This is a genomic window from Cryobacterium sp. W22_MBD10_FK3 (genome assembly GCF_052113745.1).
In the GTDB taxonomy this organism is placed as follows: domain Bacteria; phylum Actinomycetota; class Actinomycetes; order Actinomycetales; family Microbacteriaceae; genus Cryobacterium.
Window position 1 is genome coordinate 333252 of sequence record NZ_JBGQOH010000001.1, and the last position, 22746, is coordinate 355997.

18 protein-coding genes and 1 pseudogene are annotated in these 22746 nt (G+C 68.0%); 9 read left to right on the forward strand and 10 right to left on the reverse strand.

Features of this window, described 5'->3' with window-relative positions:
- Positions 1-233: 233 nt before the first annotated feature.
- The 3 genes from ACEN2M_RS01560 to zapE all read right to left on the reverse strand — a co-directional run bounded on the left by ACEN2M_RS01560 (position 234) and on the right by zapE (position 3281).
- Positions 234-605: a type II toxin-antitoxin system PemK/MazF family toxin gene (locus ACEN2M_RS01560; protein ID WP_441646359.1), complete on the reverse strand. Its 372-nt coding sequence runs from the start codon at positions 603-605 to the stop codon at positions 234-236.
- A gap of 210 nt (positions 606-815) precedes the next feature.
- A complete protein-coding gene (locus tag ACEN2M_RS01565; protein WP_441646360.1) occupies positions 816-2036 on the reverse strand; it encodes an ammonium transporter in 1221 nt (406 codons plus the stop codon).
- Between the two features lie 198 nt (positions 2037-2234).
- Positions 2235-3281 carry a cell division protein ZapE gene (gene zapE, locus ACEN2M_RS01570; protein WP_441646616.1) on the reverse strand — a complete coding sequence of 349 codons (1047 nt, stop codon included), beginning with the start codon at positions 3279-3281 and terminating at the stop codon, positions 2235-2237.
- Positions 3282-3447: 166 nt separating this feature from the next.
- Here zapE and ACEN2M_RS01575 point away from each other — a divergent pair, with 166 nt between their 5' ends.
- Positions 3448-4350 (forward strand): sulfurtransferase, encoded by a 903-nt coding sequence (locus ACEN2M_RS01575; protein WP_441646361.1) that lies wholly within the window; start codon positions 3448-3450, stop codon positions 4348-4350.
- A 43-nt stretch (positions 4351-4393) separates the two neighbouring features.
- Positions 4394-4840 (forward strand): SufE family protein, encoded by a 447-nt coding sequence (locus tag ACEN2M_RS01580; protein WP_441646362.1) that lies wholly within the window; start codon positions 4394-4396, stop codon positions 4838-4840.
- An 8-nt stretch (positions 4841-4848) separates the two neighbouring features.
- Here ACEN2M_RS01580 and ACEN2M_RS01585 read toward each other — a convergent pair whose 3' ends face one another.
- A complete protein-coding gene (locus tag ACEN2M_RS01585; RefSeq protein ID WP_441646363.1) occupies positions 4849-6105 on the reverse strand; it encodes an alpha/beta hydrolase family protein in 1257 nt (418 codons plus the stop codon).
- Between the two features lie 64 nt (positions 6106-6169).
- On the opposite strand from ACEN2M_RS01585, the pseudogene ACEN2M_RS01590 reads away from it, so the two are divergent.
- The 4 genes and pseudogenes from ACEN2M_RS01590 to ACEN2M_RS01605 form a co-directional block, all read left to right on the forward strand.
- Positions 6170-6724, forward strand: a pseudogene (locus tag ACEN2M_RS01590) (DUF3000 domain-containing protein); the annotation flags it as partial.
- A 532-nt stretch (positions 6725-7256) separates the two neighbouring features.
- The gene (locus ACEN2M_RS01595; RefSeq protein ID WP_441646364.1) at positions 7257-8498 is read left to right on the forward strand and encodes an HRDC domain-containing protein; all 1242 of its coding nucleotides are present in this window, start codon (positions 7257-7259) and stop codon (positions 8496-8498) included.
- 77 nt (positions 8499-8575) lie between these two features.
- Positions 8576-9781: a thiolase family protein gene (locus ACEN2M_RS01600; protein ID WP_441646365.1), complete on the forward strand. Its 1206-nt coding sequence runs from the start codon at positions 8576-8578 to the stop codon at positions 9779-9781.
- On the forward strand, positions 9778-11970 hold the full coding sequence (locus tag ACEN2M_RS01605; RefSeq protein WP_441646366.1) for a 3-hydroxyacyl-CoA dehydrogenase NAD-binding domain-containing protein: 2193 nt from the start codon (positions 9778-9780) through the stop codon (positions 11968-11970). Before ACEN2M_RS01600 ends, ACEN2M_RS01605 begins: the two co-directional genes overlap by 4 nt.
- Before the next feature lie 192 nt (positions 11971-12162).
- Here ACEN2M_RS01605 and dxs read toward each other — a convergent pair whose 3' ends face one another.
- From dxs to dut, 5 genes are all read right to left on the reverse strand, one after another.
- Positions 12163-14130, reverse strand: a complete 1968-nt coding sequence (dxs, locus tag ACEN2M_RS01610; RefSeq protein ID WP_441646367.1) for a 1-deoxy-D-xylulose-5-phosphate synthase — start codon at positions 14128-14130, stop codon at positions 12163-12165.
- A gap of 173 nt (positions 14131-14303) precedes the next feature.
- Complete coding sequence (gene acnA, locus ACEN2M_RS01615; protein WP_441646368.1) at positions 14304-17120, reverse strand: aconitate hydratase AcnA; 2817 nt, start codon at positions 17118-17120, stop codon at positions 14304-14306.
- Between the two features lie 218 nt (positions 17121-17338).
- Positions 17339-18097 carry a DUF3159 domain-containing protein gene (locus tag ACEN2M_RS01620; RefSeq protein WP_441646369.1) on the reverse strand — a complete coding sequence of 253 codons (759 nt, stop codon included), beginning with the start codon at positions 18095-18097 and terminating at the stop codon, positions 17339-17341.
- Between the two features lie 72 nt (positions 18098-18169).
- On the reverse strand, positions 18170-18814 hold the full coding sequence (locus ACEN2M_RS01625; protein WP_441646617.1) for a DUF3710 domain-containing protein: 645 nt from the start codon (positions 18812-18814) through the stop codon (positions 18170-18172).
- Between the two features lie 50 nt (positions 18815-18864).
- Positions 18865-19377, reverse strand: coding sequence for a dUTP diphosphatase (gene dut / locus ACEN2M_RS01630; protein ID WP_441646370.1), 513 nt, complete (start codon positions 19375-19377; stop codon positions 18865-18867).
- 38 nt (positions 19378-19415) lie between these two features.
- Here dut and ACEN2M_RS01635 point away from each other — a divergent pair, with 38 nt between their 5' ends.
- Positions 19416-19871 carry a DUF3093 domain-containing protein gene (locus tag ACEN2M_RS01635; protein ID WP_441646371.1) on the forward strand — a complete coding sequence of 152 codons (456 nt, stop codon included), beginning with the start codon at positions 19416-19418 and terminating at the stop codon, positions 19869-19871.
- 6 nt (positions 19872-19877) lie between these two features.
- On the opposite strand, the gene ACEN2M_RS01640 is transcribed toward ACEN2M_RS01635, so the two are convergent.
- Positions 19878-20171, reverse strand: coding sequence for a DUF4193 domain-containing protein (locus ACEN2M_RS01640; RefSeq protein ID WP_066599570.1), 294 nt, complete (start codon positions 20169-20171; stop codon positions 19878-19880).
- A gap of 196 nt (positions 20172-20367) precedes the next feature.
- Between ACEN2M_RS01640 and sepH the strand changes: the two genes are divergently transcribed.
- Both sepH and ACEN2M_RS01650 read left to right on the forward strand, forming a co-directional pair.
- Positions 20368-21483: a septation protein SepH gene (sepH, locus tag ACEN2M_RS01645; RefSeq protein ID WP_441646372.1), complete on the forward strand. Its 1116-nt coding sequence runs from the start codon at positions 20368-20370 to the stop codon at positions 21481-21483.
- Positions 21484-21546: 63 nt separating this feature from the next.
- Positions 21547-22710, forward strand: a complete 1164-nt coding sequence (locus ACEN2M_RS01650; protein WP_441646373.1) for a winged helix DNA-binding domain-containing protein — start codon at positions 21547-21549, stop codon at positions 22708-22710.
- The last annotated feature ends 36 nt before the right edge of the window (positions 22711-22746 follow it).

Genomic DNA, 22746 nt, shown 5'->3' on the forward strand with positions numbered 1-22746 from the left:
GAAACGTCCTCGATCTGCATCCATTGCGCAGCGCCGGCTGCAACATCTGGGGCGCCGGCGCACGGGCCGGGTGGTGAGGTGCTCTGGTGCCGTATGACTCCGTCAAGGCCCCGGCTGACCGGGACCTTGACGGAGCTTCTCGCGGCGTTCGGGTCGCCGCCAGTGAGGTGATACTGGCGCGGTGGTTGAGTCGGGTCAAGGGGGCATCGCCAACGGCGAGCGTGCGGATGAGCTCAGCGCCAGCCGTATCGTGCCCGCAGCGCCCGCTCGATCAGCGCGTATCGAGCTGCGTCGACCAGGGTGCCTTCACGGCGCACCCCGCCCTGGCGCACACGGAACACCCTGGCGAGTCCGGCCCAGCTCGGGCGGTGGGCGGGATCCCACGGCCCGACGCCGAGGGCAAGAAAGTCGTCGTCGCCGGTGTGGTCGGTGCTGGTCAGCTGCACCGCCAGCATGTTTCCCCCGGTCAGGGGCGCCACGACGACAACCGGACGATCCTTGCCCCGGCCGTCACGTTCCTGATAGGGAACCCAGGTCCACACGATCTCGCCGGGGTCCAGCGCGCCGTCGCTCTCCGGCGCATATCCCCACCTCGGTCTGTGCACCGTCCCGGGGTCGAGTTCGATCGTGGCGTCAGGACCTGTGCGCCCTGGACTGGCCCGATTCTCTGGCGTCCCGACCGATGTTCCCACCTGTTTTCCGGGCGGAGTTCCTGCCCGTCGCGCGCCGAACAGGGCAGAGCGAAGGGCGGTGAGGAGGCGCCGGGGCTGTGACACACCCGAACCCTACCTCACCGCCCTGGCGGCCATGCGTGACTACACGTTGGCGAGGGCGTAGCCCTCTTCGCCGTGCACCGAGGTGTCGATGCCGGCAACTTCGTCTTCGTTCTTCACTCGGAAGCCGATGGTCTTCTCGATGGCGAGGCCGAGCAGGTAGGCGACGACGAACGAGTAGGCCAGGACCGCGAAGGCCGCGATGGCCTGTACGGCGAGCTGGCCGAGGTCGCCGCCGACGAAAAGGCCGGTGCCGATCGCGAAGAAGCCCAGATACAAGGTGCCGATGAGACCGCCGACGAGGTGGATGCCCACGACGTCGAGGGAGTCGTCGAAGCCGAACTTGAACTTCATCTCGATCGCCATGGCGCAGACCGCACCGGCGATCGCTCCGAGCAGAAGTGCCCAGCCGGGCTCGAGGTTGGCGCAGGCGGGGGTGATCGCGACGAGGCCGGCGACGGCACCTGAGGCGGCGCCCACCGAGGTGGCCTTGCCGTCCTTGATCTTCTCAACGATGAGCCAGCCGAGGATGGCGGCGGCGGTCGCACCGACGGTGTTGACCACGATCAGGCCGACGTTGGCGAGGCCGTTGAGCCATTCGGCGCCGGCGTTGAAGCCGAACCAGCCGAACCAGAGGATGGACGCGCCAAGCAGCACCAGGGGCACGTTGTGCGGCTTGGTGATGCCCTTTTGGAAGCCGATGCGCTTGCCGAGGACGAGGGCGAGCGCGAGCGCGGCCGCTCCGGCGTTGATGTGCACGGCGGTTCCGCCGGCGTAGTCGATCACGCCAGGCAGGCCGAGGGTCTCGCCGAGGCTCATGATCCAGCCGCCGCCCCAGACCCAGGCTGCGACAGGGAAGTAGACCAGGGTGGCCCAGATGCCGGCGAAGATCATCCAGGAACCGAACTTGGCCCGGTCAGCGACGGCACCGGAGATCAGTGCGACGGTGATGATCGCGAAGGTCGCTCCGTAGGTGGCGCCGAGGAGGTCGAGGTTGCCGGTCTCGCCGGTCGCGAGGGAACCGAGCCCGAAGTCAGAGAACGGGTTGCCCGCGAACTGGGTGGGGCCGTCGACAGCGCTCATGTTGAATCCGTACAGGATCCACAGAACGGTGATCAATCCCAGGGCTCCGAAGCTCATCATCATCATGCTGACGACGCTCTTGGCCTTGACCAGGCCGCCGTAGAAGAACGCGACTCCCGGAGTCATGAACAGAACCAGTGCGGTCGCCGTCAACCCCCATGCAATGCTTCCCGTGTCCATAGATTGTCCTCACACCTCTCGAATCAGCCGGTGTACCGGAAGCCGCACGTCGATCTGCTGGGTGCCGTGCCGGTCCTGGGTACGCCACTCAGTCTCCGACCGGGACGTTTCACGAGCCGTTCTGAGGTGTTTCCGGGATGTTACGCATCCCATCTGAACGTTAAGAGCGTGTTACGCGGTGCGCGCTCACTCGGCGTCTCACTCGCCGTGCGGCGGCAGCTCACCGGTGGTGAGGGCCACCATGCGCGATTGGGAGCGCTGGTACTTCTTGCGGTATCCGCCCTCCATCATCTCGGCGTCGAACACATCGTGCAGGGGAACTCCGCTGGCGATGATCGGAATCTCGGCGTCGTAGACGCGGTCGATGAACGCCACGAGGCGCAGCGCATCGGTCTGGTCGGTGAGTAGGTACACGTTGCGTAAAGCGATGACGTCGAGTCCGGCGATCATCTTGATGTACTTCGACGGATGCACGGTGCTGAGATGCAGCATCAACGCGCCGAAATCATCGATGGTCACCCGGGAACCGCGCTCGAGCAGGGCCTCGCTGAGATGGTCGAAGTCATCGGGCGAAACGGTCTCGGCGTGACCAGACGCATCCCGGCGGCGGTAGTCGAGTCCGTCGATGCGCACCGTCTCGAAGTTCGCGGACATCGCCTGGATCTCCCGCAGGAAGTCGGCCGCTGCGAACCGGCCCTCGCCGAGCGAGTTCGGTGGCGTGTTCGACGTGGCCGCGACCCTGGTTCCGGAGGCGATCAGTTCGCCGAGCAGCCTGGTCATCAGCATGGTGTCGCCCGGGTCGTCGAGCTCGAACTCGTCGATGCAGATCAGCTTCGCACCGGTGAGCTGGGTCACGGTTTCGGCGTACCCGAGAGCGCCGACCAGGGCCGTGTACTCGATGAAGGTGCCGAAGTACTTGGGGCCGGGCGCCCCGTGCCAGAGCGCGGCGAGCAGGTGCGTCTTGCCCACGCCGAAGCCGCCGTCGAGGTAGATGCCGGGCAGCTCGGCCTTGGCCTTGCGGGTGCGGGAGAAGAACCCGCCCGGCCGGGCCCGCCAGGCCGCGAAGGCGTTCAGCCGTTCCACGGCGCCCTGCTGCGAGGGATAGTCGAGGTCGGGCCGATAGGACTCGAAGGAGGCGTGCTCGAATTGCGGGGGCGGTACCAACTCCGAGACGATCTCCGCCCCGGTGATGGATGGTGACCTGTCGACGAGTCGAAGGGGCAGCTTTCGGGTGGCACTGACCATGTCTGACATCCGGTTCCTGTCTGTGCCCGGCATCCTGACGGAATTTCGGTGCGGGGTTCTACCTTGTACCTATGAGACCTGTGCGCAGGTTGTCCACCAGCCTAAATGCACCCACACCAGGGCCGTGCCGCCGCTCGGCGGTCGCGAGCCCTCCCGAAGGAAAATCATGACAGTCGAACCAGACCCGTCCGCCACGTTCGCCGACTATGCGCACCCCGAACGGCTGGTGTCGACAGACTGGCTGGCCGAGCACCTCGGCTCCCCCGGTCTGGTTGTCGTCGAATCCGACGAAGACGTCATCCTCTATGAGTCCGGCCACATTCCCGGAGCCGTCAAGATCGACTGGCACACCGACCTCAACGACCCCGTCGAACGCGACTATATCGACGGTGCCGGCTTCGCTGAGCTGCTCGGTCGCAAGGGCATCAGCCGGGACAGCACAGTGGTGATCTACGGCGACAAGAGCAACTGGTGGGCGGCGTACGCCCTCTGGGTGTTCACCCTGTTCGGCCACGCAGACGTGCGCCTGCTCGACGGCGGGCGCCAGAAGTGGATCGACGAGAACAGGGAACTCACCCGCGACCGGGAGAGCGCCGAACCGGCCCAGTACCCTGTCGTCGAGCGGGAGGACGCGCCCATCCGCGCGTTCAAGGACGACGTTCTCGCGCACTTCGGCCATCCGCTCATCGATGTGCGTTCGCCGGAGGAATACAGCGGGGTGCGCACCACCGCCCCCGCATATCCCGAGGAGGGCGCTCTGCGGGCCGGGCACATCCCGTCGGCCGTTTCGGTGCCGTGGGCGCGGGCCGCGGCCGAGGATTCCACGTTCCGGCCCCGCGCCGAACTCGACGCCATCTATCGCGACGAGGCCGGCCTCGCCGGTGACGAGCCCGTGATCGCCTACTGCCGGATCGGCGAACGGTCCAGCCACACCTGGTTCGTGCTGACCCACCTGCTCGGCCTGCAGAACGTGCGCAACTACGACGGCTCCTGGACCGAGTGGGGTAGCGCGGTGCGCGTGCCGATCGTGCAGGGCACGGCCGCGGGTGCCGCCCCGGCACCACGATGACAAACCGGATGCGCACCCGCACCGACATGGCAGAATTGACTCGATGAGCGCGGACACCCTACCCACCCAACTCGCCGACATCCGCGAGGATTTTCTGGCGCTCGAGCAGCCCGATCGACTGATGCTGTTGCTCGAGTTCTCCAACGAACTCCCCGAGCTTCCCGAGCGGTACCGGGACCACCCCGACCTGTTCGAACGGGTCGTCGAGTGCCAGTCGCCGGTGTTCATCTTCGTGGAGGTGGACGAGAGCCGCACCGTGCACCTGTACGCGACGGCGCCGGCGGAGTCGCCCACCACCCGTGGCTTCGCCTCGATCCTCGCCCAGGGCCTGGACGGCCTCAGCGTCGCTGAGGTGCTCGCGATTCCTGACGACTTCCCGCTGTCGATCGGCCTCACCCAGGCCGTGTCACCGCTGCGGTTGCGCGGAATGACGGCCATGCTGGGCCGAACCAAGCGTCAGCTGCGCGAGCGGGCGGCAGCCCTGGCGTAGCCGCGGACCTACTCGGCGTCCGCCGCCCCATGGGCGTCCCCGCCTTGTCCCGCCGCGTTTTGTCCTGTGCCGACTTGTCCTGACGTTTCGAGCCAGCCGAGGATAGCCGCGTTCCACGCCGTCGGGTCGTAGTTCCAGAGTTTGGTGTGCCTGGCGACGGCGAACGGCACCAGGGTGACGATGTCCGGACGCCGCTCGGCCAGCCTGCGCGACGGCGCCGAGGGCACATAGCCGTCATCGTCACTGTGCAGGATGAGGATCGGCAGGCTCAGGTCGTCGGCCCGGTTGACGAAGTTCAGGCGGGGGAAGTCGATCGGCAGGTGCAGTCCGGTGACGGCCCGCCCCCAGTGCCGGCCCATCACCACGAGTGCGCCGCGCACCACCACCTGGGGCAGCCGCAGGGTCAGAGCCTGGTAGGCCACGACATCCGCCCAGTCGATGACGGGAGACTCGAGCACGATGCCGGTGAGCCGGCCGTCGTGGCTCGCACGGGTGGCGGCCTGCAGGGCGATTGCTCCGCCCATCGACCAGCCCATCAGCACGATCTGGGTGGCTCCGTTCCGCACGGCGAAATCGATCGCGGCCTCCACATCGCGCCATTCGGTGTCGCCGAGCCCGAACCGGCCGTCGGCGCTCGGTGGAGCGTCGCCGTCGTTGCGGTACGACACGAGCAGGCAGGAGTACCCGGCGCGATGGAACACCGGTACCGCCCGCAGCGTCTCCTGGCGGCGGACCCCGCGGCCGTGCACCTGGATCACCCAACGGCCGCAGGGCTCTGCGGCAGGAATGAGCCAGGCCGGCGCGGGCCCGAGCTCGGTCGGCACCGTCACGTTCGAGAACTCGAGCCCGAGGTCCCACGGACCGAGGAAGGAGTATCCACCCAGGCGGCCTGTGGTGGCTGCGGCGATGTCGCCGAAGTCCACGGAGAGGATGCGCCGGGTGACGGTTTTCGTCGTACGGGCCTCGATACCACCCAGACGGGCGTGACCGGAGTCCGCCGCGAACCAGAAGCTGTATTCGCCGGGCAGGACCGCATCAGCCGTGGCGTTGAGGGTGATGGTGCCGCCGGCGAGGTCGACGTCGAAGACCCTGGTGTCGTCGGAGCGCCTCGTCGGCGGGGTCACGATACGCCGCGCCATGACGCCCGCCAGCACACCGACGGCCACCATTGCGGCCGCCGCCACCGCGACTGCGCCGCCTGCCACGACAAGTCCCGCGGACGCCAGGCCGTTCGCAGGTCCCTGTCGCGTGCCGTTCCCCGTCATGCCTACCTCCACGCTGCTCGGCGTGCCTCGCACCAGCGCACGGAAAAAACTCTAGTCTGCAGACGTGCCCGATTCAGAGGATCAGCCCCAGCGCCCCGCGCCGTTTGCCGCGGCGCTCGACGCGATCCGTCATTCCAGCCCTCGCCCGGAGCTGGTGGTCACCGAGATTTCAGCTCCAGGAAACCTGGCGCCGTTCGCCGTCGCGTTGTCCGCGGACGTCACGCCGGTTCGGCACGGCAGCGACTCCGACTTCGGCACCGGGCGCTTCATCCTGCTCTACGACCCCGACGAGCCCGAAAGCTGGGGCGGCCCATTCCGCGTGGTGTGCTTCGCGCAGGCACCGCTGGAGTCCGACATCGGGGTCGATCCGTTTCTCGCCGAGGTGGCCTGGGCCTGGTTGGTGGATGCCCTGGACACCCGCGGCGCGAACTACACCGCCGCCTCCGGGACCGCCACCAAAATCCTCTCCTCCGGCTTCGGCGAGCTCGCCCACCAGGGCGATGGCGCCCAGATCGAGCTGCGGGCGTCGTGGAGCCCGCTGGACAACGACCTCGCCGCCCACGTGGAGGGCTGGGGAGAGTTGCTCTGCATGCTCGCGGGACTGCCGCCCGCCGGCGAGCTGCCGCTTCCTCCCCGTCACGGTCATCCGTCGGAGTCCCATGCCGCGAAGCATGGGCAGGCCGAGGACACCGGTGCCGCTGACGGCGGAGCAGCGCGCGGTGCTGCACACGAAGACCGTGACCGGGGGTACGCCGGCTTTGCCGCTGACGACTATGCCCCGCACACCACGGCGCCCGGTGGCAACGCCTCCCCCGGCAACCATCCTGCGGGAATCTCGCTCGGCTTCGTCGACCAGATCGGCCCGGCATCGACTCCGGTGCGGCGAACCGGCCCCGGACTGCATACGCTGGGAGTGGCCGCCGCCGGCCTCGACTCCGGTGGCATGGAAACGGCCGGTGTTCACAGCATCGGCCCCGATACACTCGGCGCCGACAGCGCCGGCAGGGAGACCGCGGGAATGAGCGCCATGGCAGTGAACACAGCCGGATCCGAAACCGGCCACAACGGCCTGGGTCTGAGCCCCGGCTCCCTCGGCACGACGGCACCGAGCCTCGCGGGCGTCGCGGACCTTTCGGCGCATCGTGCAGCCCGTGGCTGAGAAGCCCGTGGCAGAGAAACGGCCGGCCGACCAGCCCGCGGTCGGACACCAGGTCATCGATTCTCACGCGAGCTACCTCGCGTCGATCCAGGCCCTGACCGCCGGAACCGGCCCGATCGGCATCGACGCGGAGCGCGCGTCGGGGTTCACCTACTCCCAGCGTGCGTACCTGATCCAGATCTACCGCAGGGATGCCGGCACTTTCCTGTTCGATCCGCCCGCTGTGGGCGACTTCAGCGAGCTCAACGAGGCGCTGGCGGACGAAGAATGGATCCTGCACGCGGCCAGCCAGGATCTGGCCTGTCTCCGCGAGGTGGGACTGGACCCGGCGCGCATCTTCGACACCGAGCTCGCTGCCCGCTTGCTCGGCCTGCCCCGCGTTGGCCTGGGTACCGTCGTCGAGGAACTGCTCGGCATCCATCTCGCCAAGGAACATTCGGCGGCCAACTGGTCCACCCGGCCACTGCCGGAGAGTTGGCTGGTGTACGCGGCGCTCGATGTGGAGCTGCTCCCGGATCTGCGCGATAGCATGGTCGACCTACTCGTCGAATCCGGCAAGACCCAGATCGCCGAGCAGGAATTCTCCGCTGTGCTCGCCAAGGAAGCCAAACCGGCCCGTGCGGAGCCCTGGCGCCGGCTGTCCGGCCTGCACGCCGTGAGGGGCCAGCGCAACCTGGCCGTGGCCCGCGAGCTCTGGGTCGCCAGGGACGCCCTGGCCCAGGAACTCGACGTCTCCCCCGGCCGGCTGGTTCCCGACGCCTCTCTCGTTGCGGCAGCCCGGCTCCTGCCGGCGAGCCGGAACGCCCTCGCCGAGCTGCGTGAATTCAACGGTCGGGCCAGCCGGACCGAACTCGACCGGTGGTGGAAGGCGATCCTGCAGGGGCTGGCCAGCGCCGACCTGCCCTCGGTGAAGGCCACCAGCGACGCCCTGCCGCCTCCGCGTGCCTGGGCCGACCGCAATCCCGAGGCCGACCTGCGCTACAAGGCGGCCAGGACCGCCCTGACCATTGTGTCGGAACACCGCGCGATACCGCTGGAGAACCTCCTCACGCCTGAACTTCTGCGTCGGGTCGCCTGGCAGCCGCCGGAACCAGCCGGGGTCGATGCCATCGGCGACGCCCTCGTGCTGCTCGGAGCGCGAACCTGGCAGATTGAGGCCACCGCACAATCAATCGCGGATGCCTTTGTGGAAGTCCACCAAACGACTTCCGTGCCGTCGCACGCAGATTCGTAGGAACAATCAAAGGATTCACTCCGGATAATCCGTCACCCTAGGATCGTGCGATACCTGTTTTGAGTGATGGAGGCAAAGTGGCCGAGAGAACTGAAGTCGTCTTCGTGGACGGGGTTCGCACCCCGTTCGGTCGTGCCGGCGAGAAGGGTATGTATTGGAATACCCGCGCCGACGACCTGGTGGTCAAGGCGATCACCGGATTGATGGAACGCAACCCGTCCGTGCCGGGGGAACGTATCGACGATGTCGCCATCGCCGCGACGACCCAGGCCGGTGACCAGGGTCTGACCCTCGGGCGCACCGCAGCCCTTCTGGCCGGCCTGCCCGTGTCGGTGCCTGGATTCGCCATCGATCGCATGTGCGCGGGGGCGATGACCTCGGTCACCACCATGGGAGCCGCGATCGGTTTCGGCGCCTATGACCTCGCCATCGCCGGTGGCGTCGAGCACATGGGGCGCCACCCGATGGGCGCAGGGGTCGACCCGAATCCGCGGTTCCTCAGCGAACGTCTGGTCAGCGAGGATGCCCTCAACATGGGCGCGACCGCTGAACGCATCCACGACAGGTTCCCTGAGTACACCAAGGACCGTTCGGACCGCTACGCCCTGCGCAGCCAGCAGAAGGTCGCCGCCGCCTACGAGGCCGGCAAGATCCAGCCCGACCTGGTGTCAGTGGCCACCCGCAGCGCTGCCGGCTGGGGCCTCGCCACCCGGGACGAGGCACCGCGCCCCGAAACCACCCTCGAGGGCCTGGCGAGCCTGAAGACCCCGTTCCGGCCGCACGGCCGGATCACCGCCGGCAACGCCTCCGGCCTGAACGACGGCGCCACCGCGTGCCTGCTCGCCAGCGGCGCTGCCGCCAAGGAACTCGGCCTCACCGTGAAGATGAAGCTTGTGAGCTTCGCCTTCGCCGGCGTCGAGCCCGAGGTGATGGGCCTGGGCCCCGTGCCCTCCACCGAGAAGGCACTGCGGAAGGCCGGCCTGTCGATCACCGACATCGGCCTGTTCGAGCTCAACGAGGCGTTCGCCGTGCAGGTGATCTCCTTCCTGGATCATTTCGGCATCGACGACGACGATCCCAGGGTCAACGAGTACGGCGGCGCCATCGCCATCGGCCATCCGCTCGCATCGTCGGGCGTGCGCCTGATGAACCAGCTCGCCAGCCAGTTCGCCGAGCACCCCGAGGTGCGATACGGCGTCACCGCAATGTGCATCGGCCTCGGCCAGGGCGGCACCGTCATTTGGGAAAACCCGCACTTCAACAAGAAGGCAGCGAAGCGATGACCGACAAGACCAGCACCCCGACCGACTACGCCTCCGTGGACTTCTCCCCGCTCGTCGTGGTGTCCGGCGACGAGGTCGTCACCCACTCGCTGGTGCGGGACATCCCGCTCTCCGGCGGTCGCACCCTGGCGCTGCTCACCCTCGACAACGGCCGGGACCACACCCGGCCGAACACCCTCGGCCCGGTGACCCTGCTGGAGTTCAGCGGCGTCCTGGACGAGCTCACCGCCCGCGCCGGACGCGGCGAGATCCACGGCGTGGCCGTCACGGGCAAACCGTTCATTCTCGCCGCCGGCGCCGACCTCAGCAAGGTCAGCGAGATCCCGTCCCGCGAGGTGGGCAAGCTGCTCGCCCAGCTCGGCCACTTCGCGCTGGGCAAGCTGAGCACGCTGGGCGTGCCGTCGTTCGTGTTCATCAACGGCCTCGCCCTCGGCGGCGGCCTCGAGGTGGCCCTGAACGCCGACTACCGCACCGTCGACGAGACCGTTCCGGCCATCGCGCTGCCCGAGGTCTTCCTCGGCCTCATTCCGGGCTGGGGCGGCTCATACCTGTTGCCCAACCTGGTCGGCATCGAGAACGCCCTCAAGGTGATCGTCGAGAACCCGCTCAAGAACAACCGCACCCTCACCGGCGCGGATGCCCTCAAACTGGGCATCGCCGACAAGATGTTCAGATCGGTGACCTTCCTCGAGGAGTCGATCCGCTGGGCCGACGATGTCATCGCCGGCCGGGTGAAGGTGGACCGGCCCAACGCGCCGGGCAAGATCGAGCGCATGGTCAAGTGGGATGCCGCCGTCGGCATTGCCCGCAAGATGCTCGAGTCGCGCATCGGCACCGTCGCGGCGTCGCCGTACGCCGCGCTCGACCTGATCAAGGCGGCCAAGACCGGTACCAAGGCCGAAGCATTCGCCCGCGAGGACGACGCTCTGGCCGACCTGATCTCCGGGGACCAGCTGCCGGCGAGCATCTACTCGTTCAACCTGGTGCAGAAGCGCGCCAAGCGCCCGGCCGGCGCGCCCGACAAGGCCCTCGCCCGCCCCATCGGCAAGGTCGGCGTCATCGGCGCCGGCCTGATGGCCAGCCAGTTCGCCCTGCTCTTCGTGCGGCGGTTGCGGGTGCCCGTGGTGATCACCGACCTCGACCAGGCCAGGGTCGACAAGGGAGTGGCGTACATCCACACCGAGATCCAGACCCTGCAGGACAAGGGCCGGATCGGCTCCGACGAGGCCAACCGGCTGCGCGCCCTGGTCACCGGCACGACGGACAAGGCCGACTTCGCCGACGCCGACTGGGTCATCGAAGCCGTTTTCGAGGAGCTCGGAGTCAAGCAGGAGGTGTTCGCGGAGATCGAGAAGCACATCTCCCCCACCGCCATCCTGGCCACCAACACCTCGTCGCTGTCGGTGGAGCAGATCGGTGCCAAGCTCGCTCACCCCGAACGGCTGGTCGGTTTCCACTTCTTCAACCCGGTCGCCGTGATGCCGCTCATCGAGGTGGTGAACACCCCCGCCACCGACGAGGCCACCCTCTCGACGGCGATGGTGATCGCGGCCAAGCTGCGCAAGAACGCCGTCATCACCCGCGACACCCCGGGCTTCGTGGTGAACCGGGTGCTGGCCAAGCTGCTCGGCGAGGCCATGCACGCCGTGGACACCGGCACCCCGTTCGAGGTGGTGAACGGCGCCCTGGCCCCGTTCGGGCTGCCGATGACACCGTTCGAGCTGCTTGAGCTGGTCGGCCTCAAGGTGGGCGCCCACGTGCTGGACACCCACCACACGGCGTTCCCCGACCGGTTCTTCGAGAGCACCAATCTGCACCGCCTCGCCGAACACGGCAAGATCCTGGATCGCAATTCCAGCGGCAAGGTCACCGGGTTCGACAAGGGCGCGGTGAAGATCGTGGCCGGCGGCACAACGCCGATCACGGCGGAGCAGATCCTGCGCCGGGTGGAGGACGGCCTCGCCGACGAGATCAAGCGGATGCTCGACGACGACGTGGTGCACGCGCCAGAGGACATCGACCTGTGCATGCTCCTCGGCGCGGGTTGGCCGTTCCAGATGGGCGGGATCACGCCCTACCTGGACAGGGTCGGCGCCAGCGAGCGGGTCTTCGGGGGCACGTTCCACACCCCGATGGTGCGCGGCGTGGGCTCCGCGGCGCCCGCCACCAGCGCGCCGGTCCTGAACTAGCGCGCCAAGCTCGCGCGCGAGCGCACCAACTGTTCCCCCTGCGGACAAATGTGGCCGGCACACCGGCCACATTTGTCCGCATTGGCAACAGATGCGGCGGATGGAGCAGGCAGCGTCGCTGCGCGCCCGGTGCGTGCGGGCGCAGGCGTGCGAGCCCGTCAGCGGCGGTGCGCAGGGCGCTAGGGGCTCGGGTCAGTCGCGGGGCGCGCGCTGCAGCGGGATGGCGCCGGTGCCGCCGCCGGTGCGTTCGGCATCGGCGGGCAGGGCGCGGGCGTGGGGCAGCTTGCTGCCGAGCACCATCGCCACGACGTCGCGGGCGATGTGCTGCGGGGTCAGACCGACCCGCTCGAGGATCTCGGCCCTGGTGCCGTGGTCGAGGAACTCGTCGGGCAGACCCAGCTCGGTGACGGCGGTGTCGACGCCGGCCTCGCGCAGGTCCTGGCGGATGCGGGTACCGATACCGCCGACGCGGATGCCGTCTTCGATGCTCACGACGATGCGGTGCTGGGCGGCGAGTTCGATGATGCTCTGCGGCACCGGGACCACCCAGCGGGGGTCGACGACCGTGGCGCCGATGCCCTGGGCGGCGAGGCGCTCCGCAACCTCGAGGCCCATGCCGGCCATCGGACCGACGGTGACGATGAGCACGTCCTGCTGGCTACTGCGCAGGAGCACGTCCACGCCGTCGGCCAGACGCTCGAGGGCGTCGAATTCGACACCGGTGCTGCCCTTGGGGAAGCGCAGCACTGTGGGGCCGTCGTCGACGAGCACGGCCTCGCCGAGCTCCTCACGCAGGCGGGTGGAGTCACGCGGGGCGGCCAGCCGGATGTGCGGGATGACCTGCAGGATCGCGAGGTCCCACATGCCGTGGTGGCTCGGCCCGTCCGGCCCGGTCACCCCGGCCCGGTCGAGCACGAAAGTGACCCCGGCACGGTGCAGGGCGACATCCATCAGCACCTGATCGAAGGCACGGTTGATGAACGTGGCGTAGAGCGCCACCACCGGATGCAGCCCGCCGAAGGCGAGCCCTGCCGCGCTGGTCACGGCATGCTGCTCGGCGATGCCCACATCGTGCACCCGCTCGGGGAACCGCTCGGCCATCTTGTGCAGGCCGGTGGGCCTCAGCATGGCCGCGGTGATCGCCACCAGCTTGGGGTTGCCTGTGGCCAGGTGCAACAGCTCGTCGGCGAACACCGAGGTCCACGACGGTGCCCCAGCGGATTCGGTCGGTTCACCGGTCTCGGGGTCGATGACGCCCACAGCATGGAACTGGTCGGCCACGTCCTGCACGGCGGGATCGTAGCCCTTGCCCTTCTGAGTGATCGTGTGCACGATCACGGGTGCGCCGTACTCCTTGGCCTGGGTCAACGCTTCGAGCATGGCGTCCATGTCGTGGCCGTCGACCGGGCCGATGTACTTGATGTCGAGGTTGGAGTACAGCGCCTCGTTGTTGGAGAACCTGCTGAGGAAGCCGTGCAGGCCGCCCCGCACGCCGCGGAAGATGGCCCGGGCCGGCGCCCCCATGTGATCGAACGCCTGCCGGCTGGAGAGGTACGCGGCCTTGTAGCTGGCCCGCAGTCGCACGGTGTTGAGGAATCTGGCCATGCCGCCGATGGTGGGGGCGTACGACCGGCCGTTATCGTTGATCACGATGATCAGGCGACGGTTGTTGTCGTCGCTGATGTTGTTCAGCGCTTCCCAGGTCATGCCGCCGGTGAGCGAGCCGTCGCCGACGACGGCGATGACGTGCCTGTCGCTCTGCCCGGTCATCTCGAACGCCCGGGAGATGCCGTCGGCCCAGGACAGCGAACTGGACGCGTGCGAACTCTCGACGATGTCGTGTTCGGACTCGCGACGTTGCGGGTAGCCGGCCAGCCCACCGGTCTGGCGCAGCCGGCTGAAGTCCTGCCTCCCGGTGAGCATCTTGTGCACATAGGACTGGTGGCCGGTGTCGAAGACGATGGCATCCCGGGGCGAATCGAAGAGGCGATGAATGGCTATCGTCATCTCGACCACGCCGAGGTTGGGTCCGAGGTGCCCGCCGGTCTTGGAGATCTCCGCCACCAGGAAGGCGCGAACCTCCGCGGCGAGTTCCACCAGCTGGTCCTTCGTGAGACCGTCGAGGTCCCGGGGACCGTGGATCGTCTCCAAAAGGGTCATGGGCACTACCTTTCGCGTACTCAGTGCTGTGTGTGCTCAGTGCTCTTCAGTGCGCGGGCTTGGCGCGTCACGCGGAACAGAACTGGCGCGCAGATCGAATGAACCGAGTCTACGCGCCAGCTGTCCAACCAGTCTGTGAAGCTCCCACCCACATGAGCGGGCAGGTTCTGGAACTAAACGAGCGAACGGAGCACGTACTGCAGGATGCCGCCGTTGCGGTAGTAGTCGGCCTCACCCGGGGTGTCGATGCGCACGACGGCGTCGAACTCGACGACCGGCTTGCCCGCGGCGGAGTGCGCCGTTGGCGTTGCGACGACGTGGACCGTCTTCGGTGTGGTGCCGCTGTTGAGCTCCTCCAGGCCGCTGATCGACACGCTTTCGGTGCCGTCCAGCCCGAGGGAACCCCAGCTTTGGCCGACCGGGAACTGCAGGGGCACGACGCCCATGCCGATCAGGTTGGAGCGGTGGATGCGCTCGAAGCTCTCGGTGATGACGGCCCTGACGCCCAGGAGGCTGGTGCCCTTGGCCGCCCAGTCCCGCGACGAGCCTGAGCCGTACTCCTTGCCGCCGAAGATCACCAGCGGGGTGCCCGCTGCCTGGTAGTTCTGGCTGGCGTCGTAGATGAACGACTGCGGCGCATCCGGCTTGGTGAAGTCGCGGGTGTAGCCACCCTCGACGCCGTCCAGCAGCTGGTTGCGCAGCCGGATGTTCGCGAACGTGCCGCGGATCATGATCTCATGGTTGCCGCGGCGCGAGCCGTAGGAGTTGAAGTCGGCACGCTCGACGCCGTGCTCCATCAGGTAGGCACCGGCCGGGCTGTCGGCCTTGATGTTGCCGGCCGGGCTGATGTGGTCGGTGGTGACCGAGTCGCCCAGCTTGGCGAGCACCCTGGCGTCGACGATGTCGGACACCGGGGTGGTCTCCAGCGTCATGCCGTCGAAGTACGGGGGCTTCCGCACGTAGGTGGAGGTGGGGTCCCACTCGAAGACCTCGCTGTCGGGCGTGGGCAGTGCGCGCCAGCGCTCGTCGCCCTCGAAGACCTCGCCGTATTCCTTGGTGAACATAGCCGTGTCGATCGAGCTGTCGATGGTGGACTGCACCTCGGCGGAGTCGGGCCAGATGTCCTTGAGGAAGACGTCGTTGCCTTCGGTGTCGGTGCCGAGCGAGTCGGTGTCGAAGTCGAAGTTCATCGACCCGGCCAGGGCGTACGCGATGACCAACGGCGGGCTGGCCAGGTAGTTCATCTTGACGTCCGGGCTGATCCGGCCTTCGAAGTTGCGGTTGCCCGAGAGCACCGCGGTGACGGCCAGGTCGTTGTCGTTGATCGCGGCCGAGACCTCGTCGATCAGCGGGCCGGTGTTGCCGATACAAACCGTGCAACCGTAGCCGACTGTGTAGAAGCCGAGGGCCTCAAGGTCGTCGGTGAGGCCGGCCTTGGCGTAGTAGTCCGTGACGACCTTGGATCCGGGGGCCAGGGTGGTCTTGACCCACGGCTTGGACTTCAGGCCTTTCTTCACGGCGTTGCGGGCCAGCAGCCCGGCCGCGAGCATGACGGACGGGTTCGACGTGTTGGTGCAGGAGGTGATGGCTGCCACGGCCACGGCGCCGTGGTCGAGGGTGTAGCTCGCGCCGTCGGCGGTGGTGATCGGCACCGGGCTCGACACCGAGACCGGAGCGTGGCTCACGTGCTGGTGCGAGATCTGGTGCGCGGTCTGTTCGTCCTGCGCGGTGAACCCGATCGGGTCCGACGCCGGGAAGGACGCCTCGACGGCCGCGTCCACCATGGACAGGTCGTGGGTGGCGTAGTTCTGCAGGTCGATTTCGAACTGCGTCTTGGCGTTGCTGAGTTCGACCCGGTCCTGCGGGCGCTTGGGGCCGGCGATCGACGGCACCACGGTGCCGAGGTCGAGCTCGAGGTACTCGCTGAAGGTGGGCTCCTGGGCGGGGTCGTGCCAGAGACCCTGCAGCTTCGAGTACGCCTCGACGAGCGCGACCTGGTCTTCGCTCCGGCCGGTGAGGCGCAGGTAGTCGAGGGTGACGTCGTCGATCGGGAACATGGCCGCGGTGGAGCCGAACTCCGGGCTCATGTTGCCGATGGTGGCGCGGTTGGCCAGCGGCACCTGCGCGACGCCGGCACCGTAGAATTCGACGAACTTGCCCACGACGCCGTGCTTCCGCAGCATCTGGGTGATCGTGAGAACGACATCCGTTGCGGTGACGCCGGTGGGGATCGCGCCGTTGAGCTTGAACCCGACGACCTTGGGGATGAGCATCGACACGGGCTGGCCGAGCATGGCCGCCTCGGCTTCGATGCCGCCGACGCCCCAGCCCAGCACGCCCAGGCCGTTGACCATGGTGGTGTGTGAGTCGGTGCCGACACAGGTGTCCGGGTAGGCGCGGAGGACCCCGCCTACCTCGCGGGTGAAGGTGACCCTGGCCAGGTACTCGATGTTGACCTGGTGCACGATGCCGGTTCCCGGCGGCACGACCTTGAAGTCGTTGAAGGCCGTCTGGCCCCAGCGCAGGAACTGGTAGCGCTCACCGTTGCGCTGGTATTCGAGCTCGACGTTGCGCTCGAGGGCGTTGTCGCTGCCGAACAGGTCCGCGATCACGGAGTGGTCGATGACCATCTCGGCCGGGGCGAGCGGGTTGATCGTGTTGGGGTCGCCGCCGAGCGCGGCAACGGCCTCGCGCATGGTGGCGAGGTCGACGATGCACGGCACACCGGTGAAGTCCTGCATGATCACACGTGCTGGCGTGAACTGGATCTCGGTGTCAGGGTCTGCGGTGGGTACCCACGAGCCGAGAGCGCGGATGTGATCCGCGGTGATGTTGGCGCCGTCTTCGGTGCGGAGGAGGTTCTCCAGCAGCACCTTGAGGCTGAACGGAAGCTTCTCGTATCCCTTGACGGCGTCCAGACGAAAGACCTCATAGTCCGTCGATCCGACGCGCAGGGTGTCCCGAGCTCCAAAACTATTAACAGCAGACACGATGCCCTCTCCTTCGTGGAAACCGACGGAAAACCGTCCGCAATCCTCAATCCTGACCATGTGACGCCAGGTTCTGCCAGCAAGGGTAGCCTTACCCCGCGACCATCCGGCAGTGGGGCCGACGGCGAGGTCACCTCGCTCGCGAACTATCTTGACGTCGAGATAAGAATAGCACTCCGGCTGCGGCCGGGATGGGCGACACGGCTCGGGCCGAGCTGTTACGGTTCGGGCTGATCGCCCGCGCCCTGGGCGGCGGTGGCCGCGTAGACCGAGCGCACCATCAACCAGGAGAGCACCAGCAGCGGCGCGTACAGCGGGATGCCCATGAGCAGTTTGGTGGCGCCGAGCCACTCAACGTTGCCCGCGTAGTAGAGCGGGAGCTGAACGGCCAGGCGCAGGATGAACAGACCGGCCCACATGAAGGTGAGGAGCGTGAGAACCCGCCGCTTGGACGGGTCGGTCCGCCAGGCGAGCTGCTCCCCCATCAGGAACCCGACGGCCACACCGATCAGCGGCCAGCCGACAAGCGCTGAGACCAGCAGCACGGCGCCGTAGGCACCGTTGGTCCAGAAGCCCGGCAGGTAGAAGTCTTCGGCACGGCCGGTGAAGAGGGCGAGCACGGCACTGATACCGATGCCGACGAGGCCGCCGACGGCCTGGGTGACGGTTTGCCTCTTGACCAGCCGGAGCACGAAGAAGACGACGCCGATGAGGACCGGGGCGATCAGCGAGGGAATCAGGTCGCGGGTAACCGTGTAGATGACCAGGAAAACCAGCCCGGGCAGCACGGCTTCGATGAGCCCGCGGATGCCGCCCATCGCCGCCAGGAGGGCGTGGCCGCTGATCGGTTCCCCGTCGGCCGCCGGGCTGAAGCCGGCACGCCGGGCAGCGGCAGCCATGCTGTCGGCGATCGGGCTGCCGGCGCCCGGCTCGTTCTGAGGAGCTTCGGGGTGTGGCCCGGAGGGGGAATCCGTCATCAGGAGGCTTTCGGTGAGGTGTCTGGCGGACCGGCGTGGCCTGGGGCGCGTCGTGACCGAGGCGCCGGGCGGCTAGGCGCCGGCTGGTTCGGGGTTGCCCGCCGGGGTTGCCGGCATCCGGAGCGGAATCAGGTCGCGGGGCGGCATCGGGGCCGATCCGCGCACGACGACGATGCTGCGGAACAGGTCTTCGATCTGTGCTGCGGCCTCGGGGTTGATGGCGCCCTCACCGGCGATGACGCCGCGCAGGAACCAGCGCGGGCCGTCGACGCCGATGAACCTGGCCAGCCGGGTGGTGCCGGAGGGACCCTGGCCGGCGGCCACGGGGATCTCGGCGACCAGTTCCGGACCGAACGGACCCTCACGCGGCGTGGTCGAGCCACCCTGCTTGGCGATCTGGTCGGCGATCTGGGTGCGGATCTCGTGCCACAGGCCGCTCGAGCGCGGCGCGGCGAAGGGCTGGACCTGCAGGGTCGATCCGGCGTAGTCCAGGCCGATGGCGACCACGCGCTTGCTGCCCTCTTCGATTTCCAGCCGCAGGTGCAGTCCCTCGCGGGGAAGGATCTTGACGCCGCCGAGGTCGACGTACGGGCGAACCGGGTTCGCCTCTGACTCGTCGAGGGGGCCCTCGACGTCGCGGTCGGCCGGTGCCGACTTGGCGTGCAGGTCAGGGGCGGCCTGCTCGGTCTCGCTGAGCTGGGTGCCGGCGGACTCAATCGACTCGGGGCCGTCGGTGCTCGAGCGCGTGTCGGGGTTCACGTTGTCACTCACAGGTTTTCTCCACTCTGGTGGGCATCCGCCGGGGCGGACGTTGGGATCTGGGGGGTCGCGTCTGCCGCTGACTTGGGCGCGACGCCGGTCGAGCCGAAGCCGCCCTCCCCACGCATGCTGCCGGGGAGGCGTTCCACCGGCACGAAGACCGCTCGCGCCACCGGCAGCACGATGAGCTGGGCGATGCGGTCGCCGACGTTGATGGTGAAGGGGACGTCGCGGTCGGTGTTGAGCAGGCAGACCTTGACCTCGCCCCGGTAGCCGGCGTCGACGGTTCCCGGCGAGTTCACGACGGTGATGCCGTGCTTGACCGCCAGGCCGCTGCGGGGAACGACGAAGGCCGCATAACCATCCGGAAGTGCGATCGACACGCCGGTGCCCACGAGGGCGCGTTCGCCAGGGGCCAGGACCAGAGCCTCGGCGGCATGCAGGTCCGCTCCGGCGTCACCCGGGTGGGCGTAAGTCGGGAGAACGGACGCGGTAATCAGAACTTCGACGCTTTCAGCCACGTGTCGAGGGTAGTGCAGTTATCTGGTCGAATAGACCCATGCCCGTTTATCGCGAAAAACTCTGGCCATCCCCGTGGCTGTTCGTCATCATCGCGCTTGTGATCCCCGCAAGCCTGCTGGTCTTCCTGCCGATCTCCGTGTGGGCGGGGGTCCTCACCGGGGCCGGCCTCTACCTCGGCAGCGCCCTGTTGCTGGTGCTGGCATCGCCGACCGTGCAGGTCTCCGATGGGGTGCTCACCGCCGGCCGGGCGAGCATCGAGACGAACCTCCTCGGTGAGGCGATTCCGTTCGAGGGTCAGGAGGCCACGCTTGAACGGGGCCAGAGGCTGGATGCCCGCGCCTGGCTGCTGATCCGCGGCTGGATCGCACCGGTGGTGCGGATTCCATTGACCGACCCGACGGATCCGTCGCCGTATTGGCTGGTGTCCAGTCGCCGACCACAGAAAATGGCCGCCGCGATCAATGGATCGCGACGGCCAGCATCAAGTAACTAAGCGCGCTTAGGCGTCGCACTCCAGGCAGACCGGGCCGAGCTTGGTCTCGTGCGACATCTGCGAACGGTGCTTCACGAGGAAGCACTCCACGCAGGTGAACTCGTCGGCCTGCGGGGGCAGGACGACGACGTCGAGGTCGAGGTCGGACAGATCGGCGCCCGGGAGGTCGAAGCCACCGGGGTTGTCGGAGTCGTCAACATCAACGACACCAGACATCTTGTCGGGTACACGCTCCTTGAGGGCCTCAATCGACTCTGAGTCGTCTTCGGTCTTTCGCGGTGCGTCGTAGTCGGTTGCCATGCCCATCCATTTCATTAACGCCGATAAACGAAATCGGCGGCCATAGTTTGCAACAATCCGTGCGGAATAGCAAACCAATCACCAACCTTTCAGGTTGGCAATGGGAGCAACTTCCGGCACGCCCGCAGTATTCCCCGAAAATGAGCGCTCCGCATGGCAGGGTAGGGCCATCAGTGATCGCGAGAGGGCTTTCGCCATGCAGGATTTGAAGGTTATCGGAGTCGAGAACGGCGCGCTGCTTGCAGCGTCAGAGGAGGGTGATCGTTTTCGGATCCCCATCGATGCAGTTCTGGCGTCCAGGCTTCGCCAAACCCAAACGGATTCGTCCGTTCGACCCAAGTTGTCGCCCCGGGAGGTGCAGGCGCATATTCGCTCCGGCATGTCCGCGGAGGACGTCGCGGCTGTCACCGGTGCGTCGCTCGACTTTGTCAAGCGCTTCGAGGGGCCGGTGGTCGCAGAGCGCGAGTACATCGTCTCCAGCGCGCTGAGCGTGCCCGTGCACACCGCCATCGACCCGGATCCGATTGACGAGCAGGCCAACTTCGGCAGTGTCATTCGCGAACGCCTGGCCTCGCTGGGCGCGTCGAACGAACGCTGGGCGAGCTGGAAGGAACCCGGCGCTGGGTGGATCGTCAAACTCGCCTTCACGGCCGACGACATCGACCACGACGCCAGGTGGGGTTTCGAACCGAAGAAGAACGCCCTGTCCCCCATCGGCAGTGAGGCCATCGCGCTCTCCCAGCAGGGCGAGCTCAAGGGTGCCCTGATCCCCCGGCTGCGTGCTGTCGGCGCCGAGACCAGCCTGGCCGACGTGAGCCGGTTCGACAGCGGCGCGTTCACGTTCAAGGAGTCCCTCGCGGACGACATCCTCAACGACACCGCTCCCCTGCACGATCCGGTTCCCTATGCCCGTTCGGCCGGAACGACGGAGGCAGTCTCCAAGGCCGCCATCAAGCGTGCCGATGAGCCGCCGCAGAGCCTGAGCGAGACTGCTGACCTGCTCGAGTCGTTGCGCCGCCGCCGCGGCGAGCGGGAAGCAGCAGCCGTGGAGACCGACAGGCCCGGTGCGCACGAAACCGACTCCCGACGTGCCGAGCGCACGCCGGCCGAGACCGGCATTCGTCTCGTCCACGAAGAGACGCCGGCCGCCGAAGTCGCCCCGGAACGCACCGAGGAACCCCGCAACGCGTGGGCGTCCCAGGCTGCGACCGGGCAGCCGCGCGCCGGTCAGACCAGCCGTCGCGGGCGGGCCTCGATGCCCAGCTGGGACGAGATCGTCTTCGGCGCTCGTACCGACGACGACCTGGCCTGATTTCGCCCGCCGGTCCGCACCACCCGGTGTGGCCTGGCGTGCGCGTGGCTAGGCTCTGACGTGATGACGCGCGCGTCCCGCACCGATATCACCCGGCGCCGCCTGATCAGTCAGGCGCTCACCGGGCGGTCCGGGGTGCTCGGTGCCGCCGACGTGCCCGGTGACGGGCCGGCCCTGGTCGTCGACCGGATGCTGGCCGTGCAGGCCCAGGACCTGCGCTGGGCCAAGTGGGCGGTGGCGGTGCGCTCTCCCGGCAGTACCTCGGCCGACGTCGACCGGTTGATCGATTCCGGACGGATCGTGCGTTCCTGGCCGATGCGGGGAACCCTGCACCTCGTTCCCGGACCGGACCTGGCCTGGATGCTCGGCCTGACGACCCCGAGGCTCTGGGCCGGTGCGGCCACACGGCGCCGCGACCTGGGCCTGGACGAAGCCATCATCGAACGTGCGCGCGCCGTGGCCGTGGCGGCGCTGAGCGGCGGACGGGAACTGACCAGGTCGGGCTTCCTGGAGCTGCTGGAGCGCCACGGCATCAACACCGACCACCAGCGGGGGTACCACCTGATCTGGCACCTCGCCCAGTCGGGAACACTGTGCTGGGGCCGGCAACTCGATTCCCAACAGATGCTCGTCCTCCTCTCGGACTGGGTTCCCCAGCCCCGGCGGTTCGAATGCGACGAAGCGCTCGGCGAGTACCTCCTGCGGTATCTGACGGGGCACGGTCCGGCCCCGCTGACCGACTTCGCCTGGTGGTCCCAGCTCACCATGGCCGACGCCAAGACCGCAGAAGCCGTTGCGGGGCCCCAGCTTCAGGCCCTGGACGTCGACGGCGTGCGCCACCTGCTCCCCCGGCACGCCGACCTCGGTCCCCTCGGTCGCGCGGCCCCAGGTCGGGGCCCGACCGCCGTGCTGGCCCTGCCCGGGTTCGATGAATACCTGCTGGGCTATCGTGACCGCAGCTTCGCGATCGAGCCCGAGCGCCTGACCACGGTCGTGCCGGGCAAGAACGGCATCTTCCTGCCGCTCCTGGTGCATTGCGGCCGCATCGTCGGGACGTGGCGCCGGGACTGGAATCCCAAGCTGATCACGCTCCAGCCGGCACCGTTCGCGGAGCCCTCCAGACAATCGGCGGCAAGCACCGACCGCGCCCTGCACGAATACGCGCACTTCCTCGGCCGCCCTGTGCACATCCTCCCCGCCGCGACGGCCGCGCCTGTCGCACCCTGACCGACCGGTCCGGCCGGGGGGCGGGCCGACCCCCAC

Excerpts from the sequence above, each read along its gene's own strand:
- ACEN2M_RS01640 (WP_066599570.1), bottom strand. The coding sequence starts at position 20,171 with ATGGCAACCGACTACGACGCACCGCGAAAGACCGAAGACGACTCAGAG.
- zapE (WP_441646616.1), bottom strand. The coding sequence starts at position 3,281 with ATGGTCAGTGCCACCCGAAAGCTGCCCCTTCGACTCGTCGACAGGTCA.
- ACEN2M_RS01575 (WP_441646361.1), top strand. The coding sequence starts at position 3,448 with ATGACAGTCGAACCAGACCCGTCCGCCACGTTCGCCGACTATGCGCAC.
- ACEN2M_RS01650 (WP_441646373.1), top strand. The coding sequence starts at position 21,547 with ATGACGCGCGCGTCCCGCACCGATATCACCCGGCGCCGCCTGATCAGT.
- ACEN2M_RS01605 (WP_441646366.1), top strand. The coding sequence starts at position 9,778 with ATGACCGACAAGACCAGCACCCCGACCGACTACGCCTCCGTGGACTTC.
- ACEN2M_RS01635 (WP_441646371.1), top strand. The coding sequence starts at position 19,416 with ATGCCCGTTTATCGCGAAAAACTCTGGCCATCCCCGTGGCTGTTCGTC.
- ACEN2M_RS01580 (WP_441646362.1), top strand. The coding sequence starts at position 4,394 with ATGAGCGCGGACACCCTACCCACCCAACTCGCCGACATCCGCGAGGAT.
- ACEN2M_RS01565 (WP_441646360.1), bottom strand. The coding sequence starts at position 2,036 with ATGGACACGGGAAGCATTGCATGGGGGTTGACGGCGACCGCACTGGTT.
- ACEN2M_RS01620 (WP_441646369.1), bottom strand. The coding sequence starts at position 18,097 with ATGACGGATTCCCCCTCCGGGCCACACCCCGAAGCTCCTCAGAACGAG.
- dxs (WP_441646367.1), bottom strand. The coding sequence starts at position 14,130 with ATGACCCTTTTGGAGACGATCCACGGTCCCCGGGACCTCGACGGTCTC.
- ACEN2M_RS01585 (WP_441646363.1), bottom strand. The coding sequence starts at position 6,105 with ATGACGGGGAACGGCACGCGACAGGGACCTGCGAACGGCCTGGCGTCC.
- sepH (WP_441646372.1), top strand. The coding sequence starts at position 20,368 with ATGCAGGATTTGAAGGTTATCGGAGTCGAGAACGGCGCGCTGCTTGCA.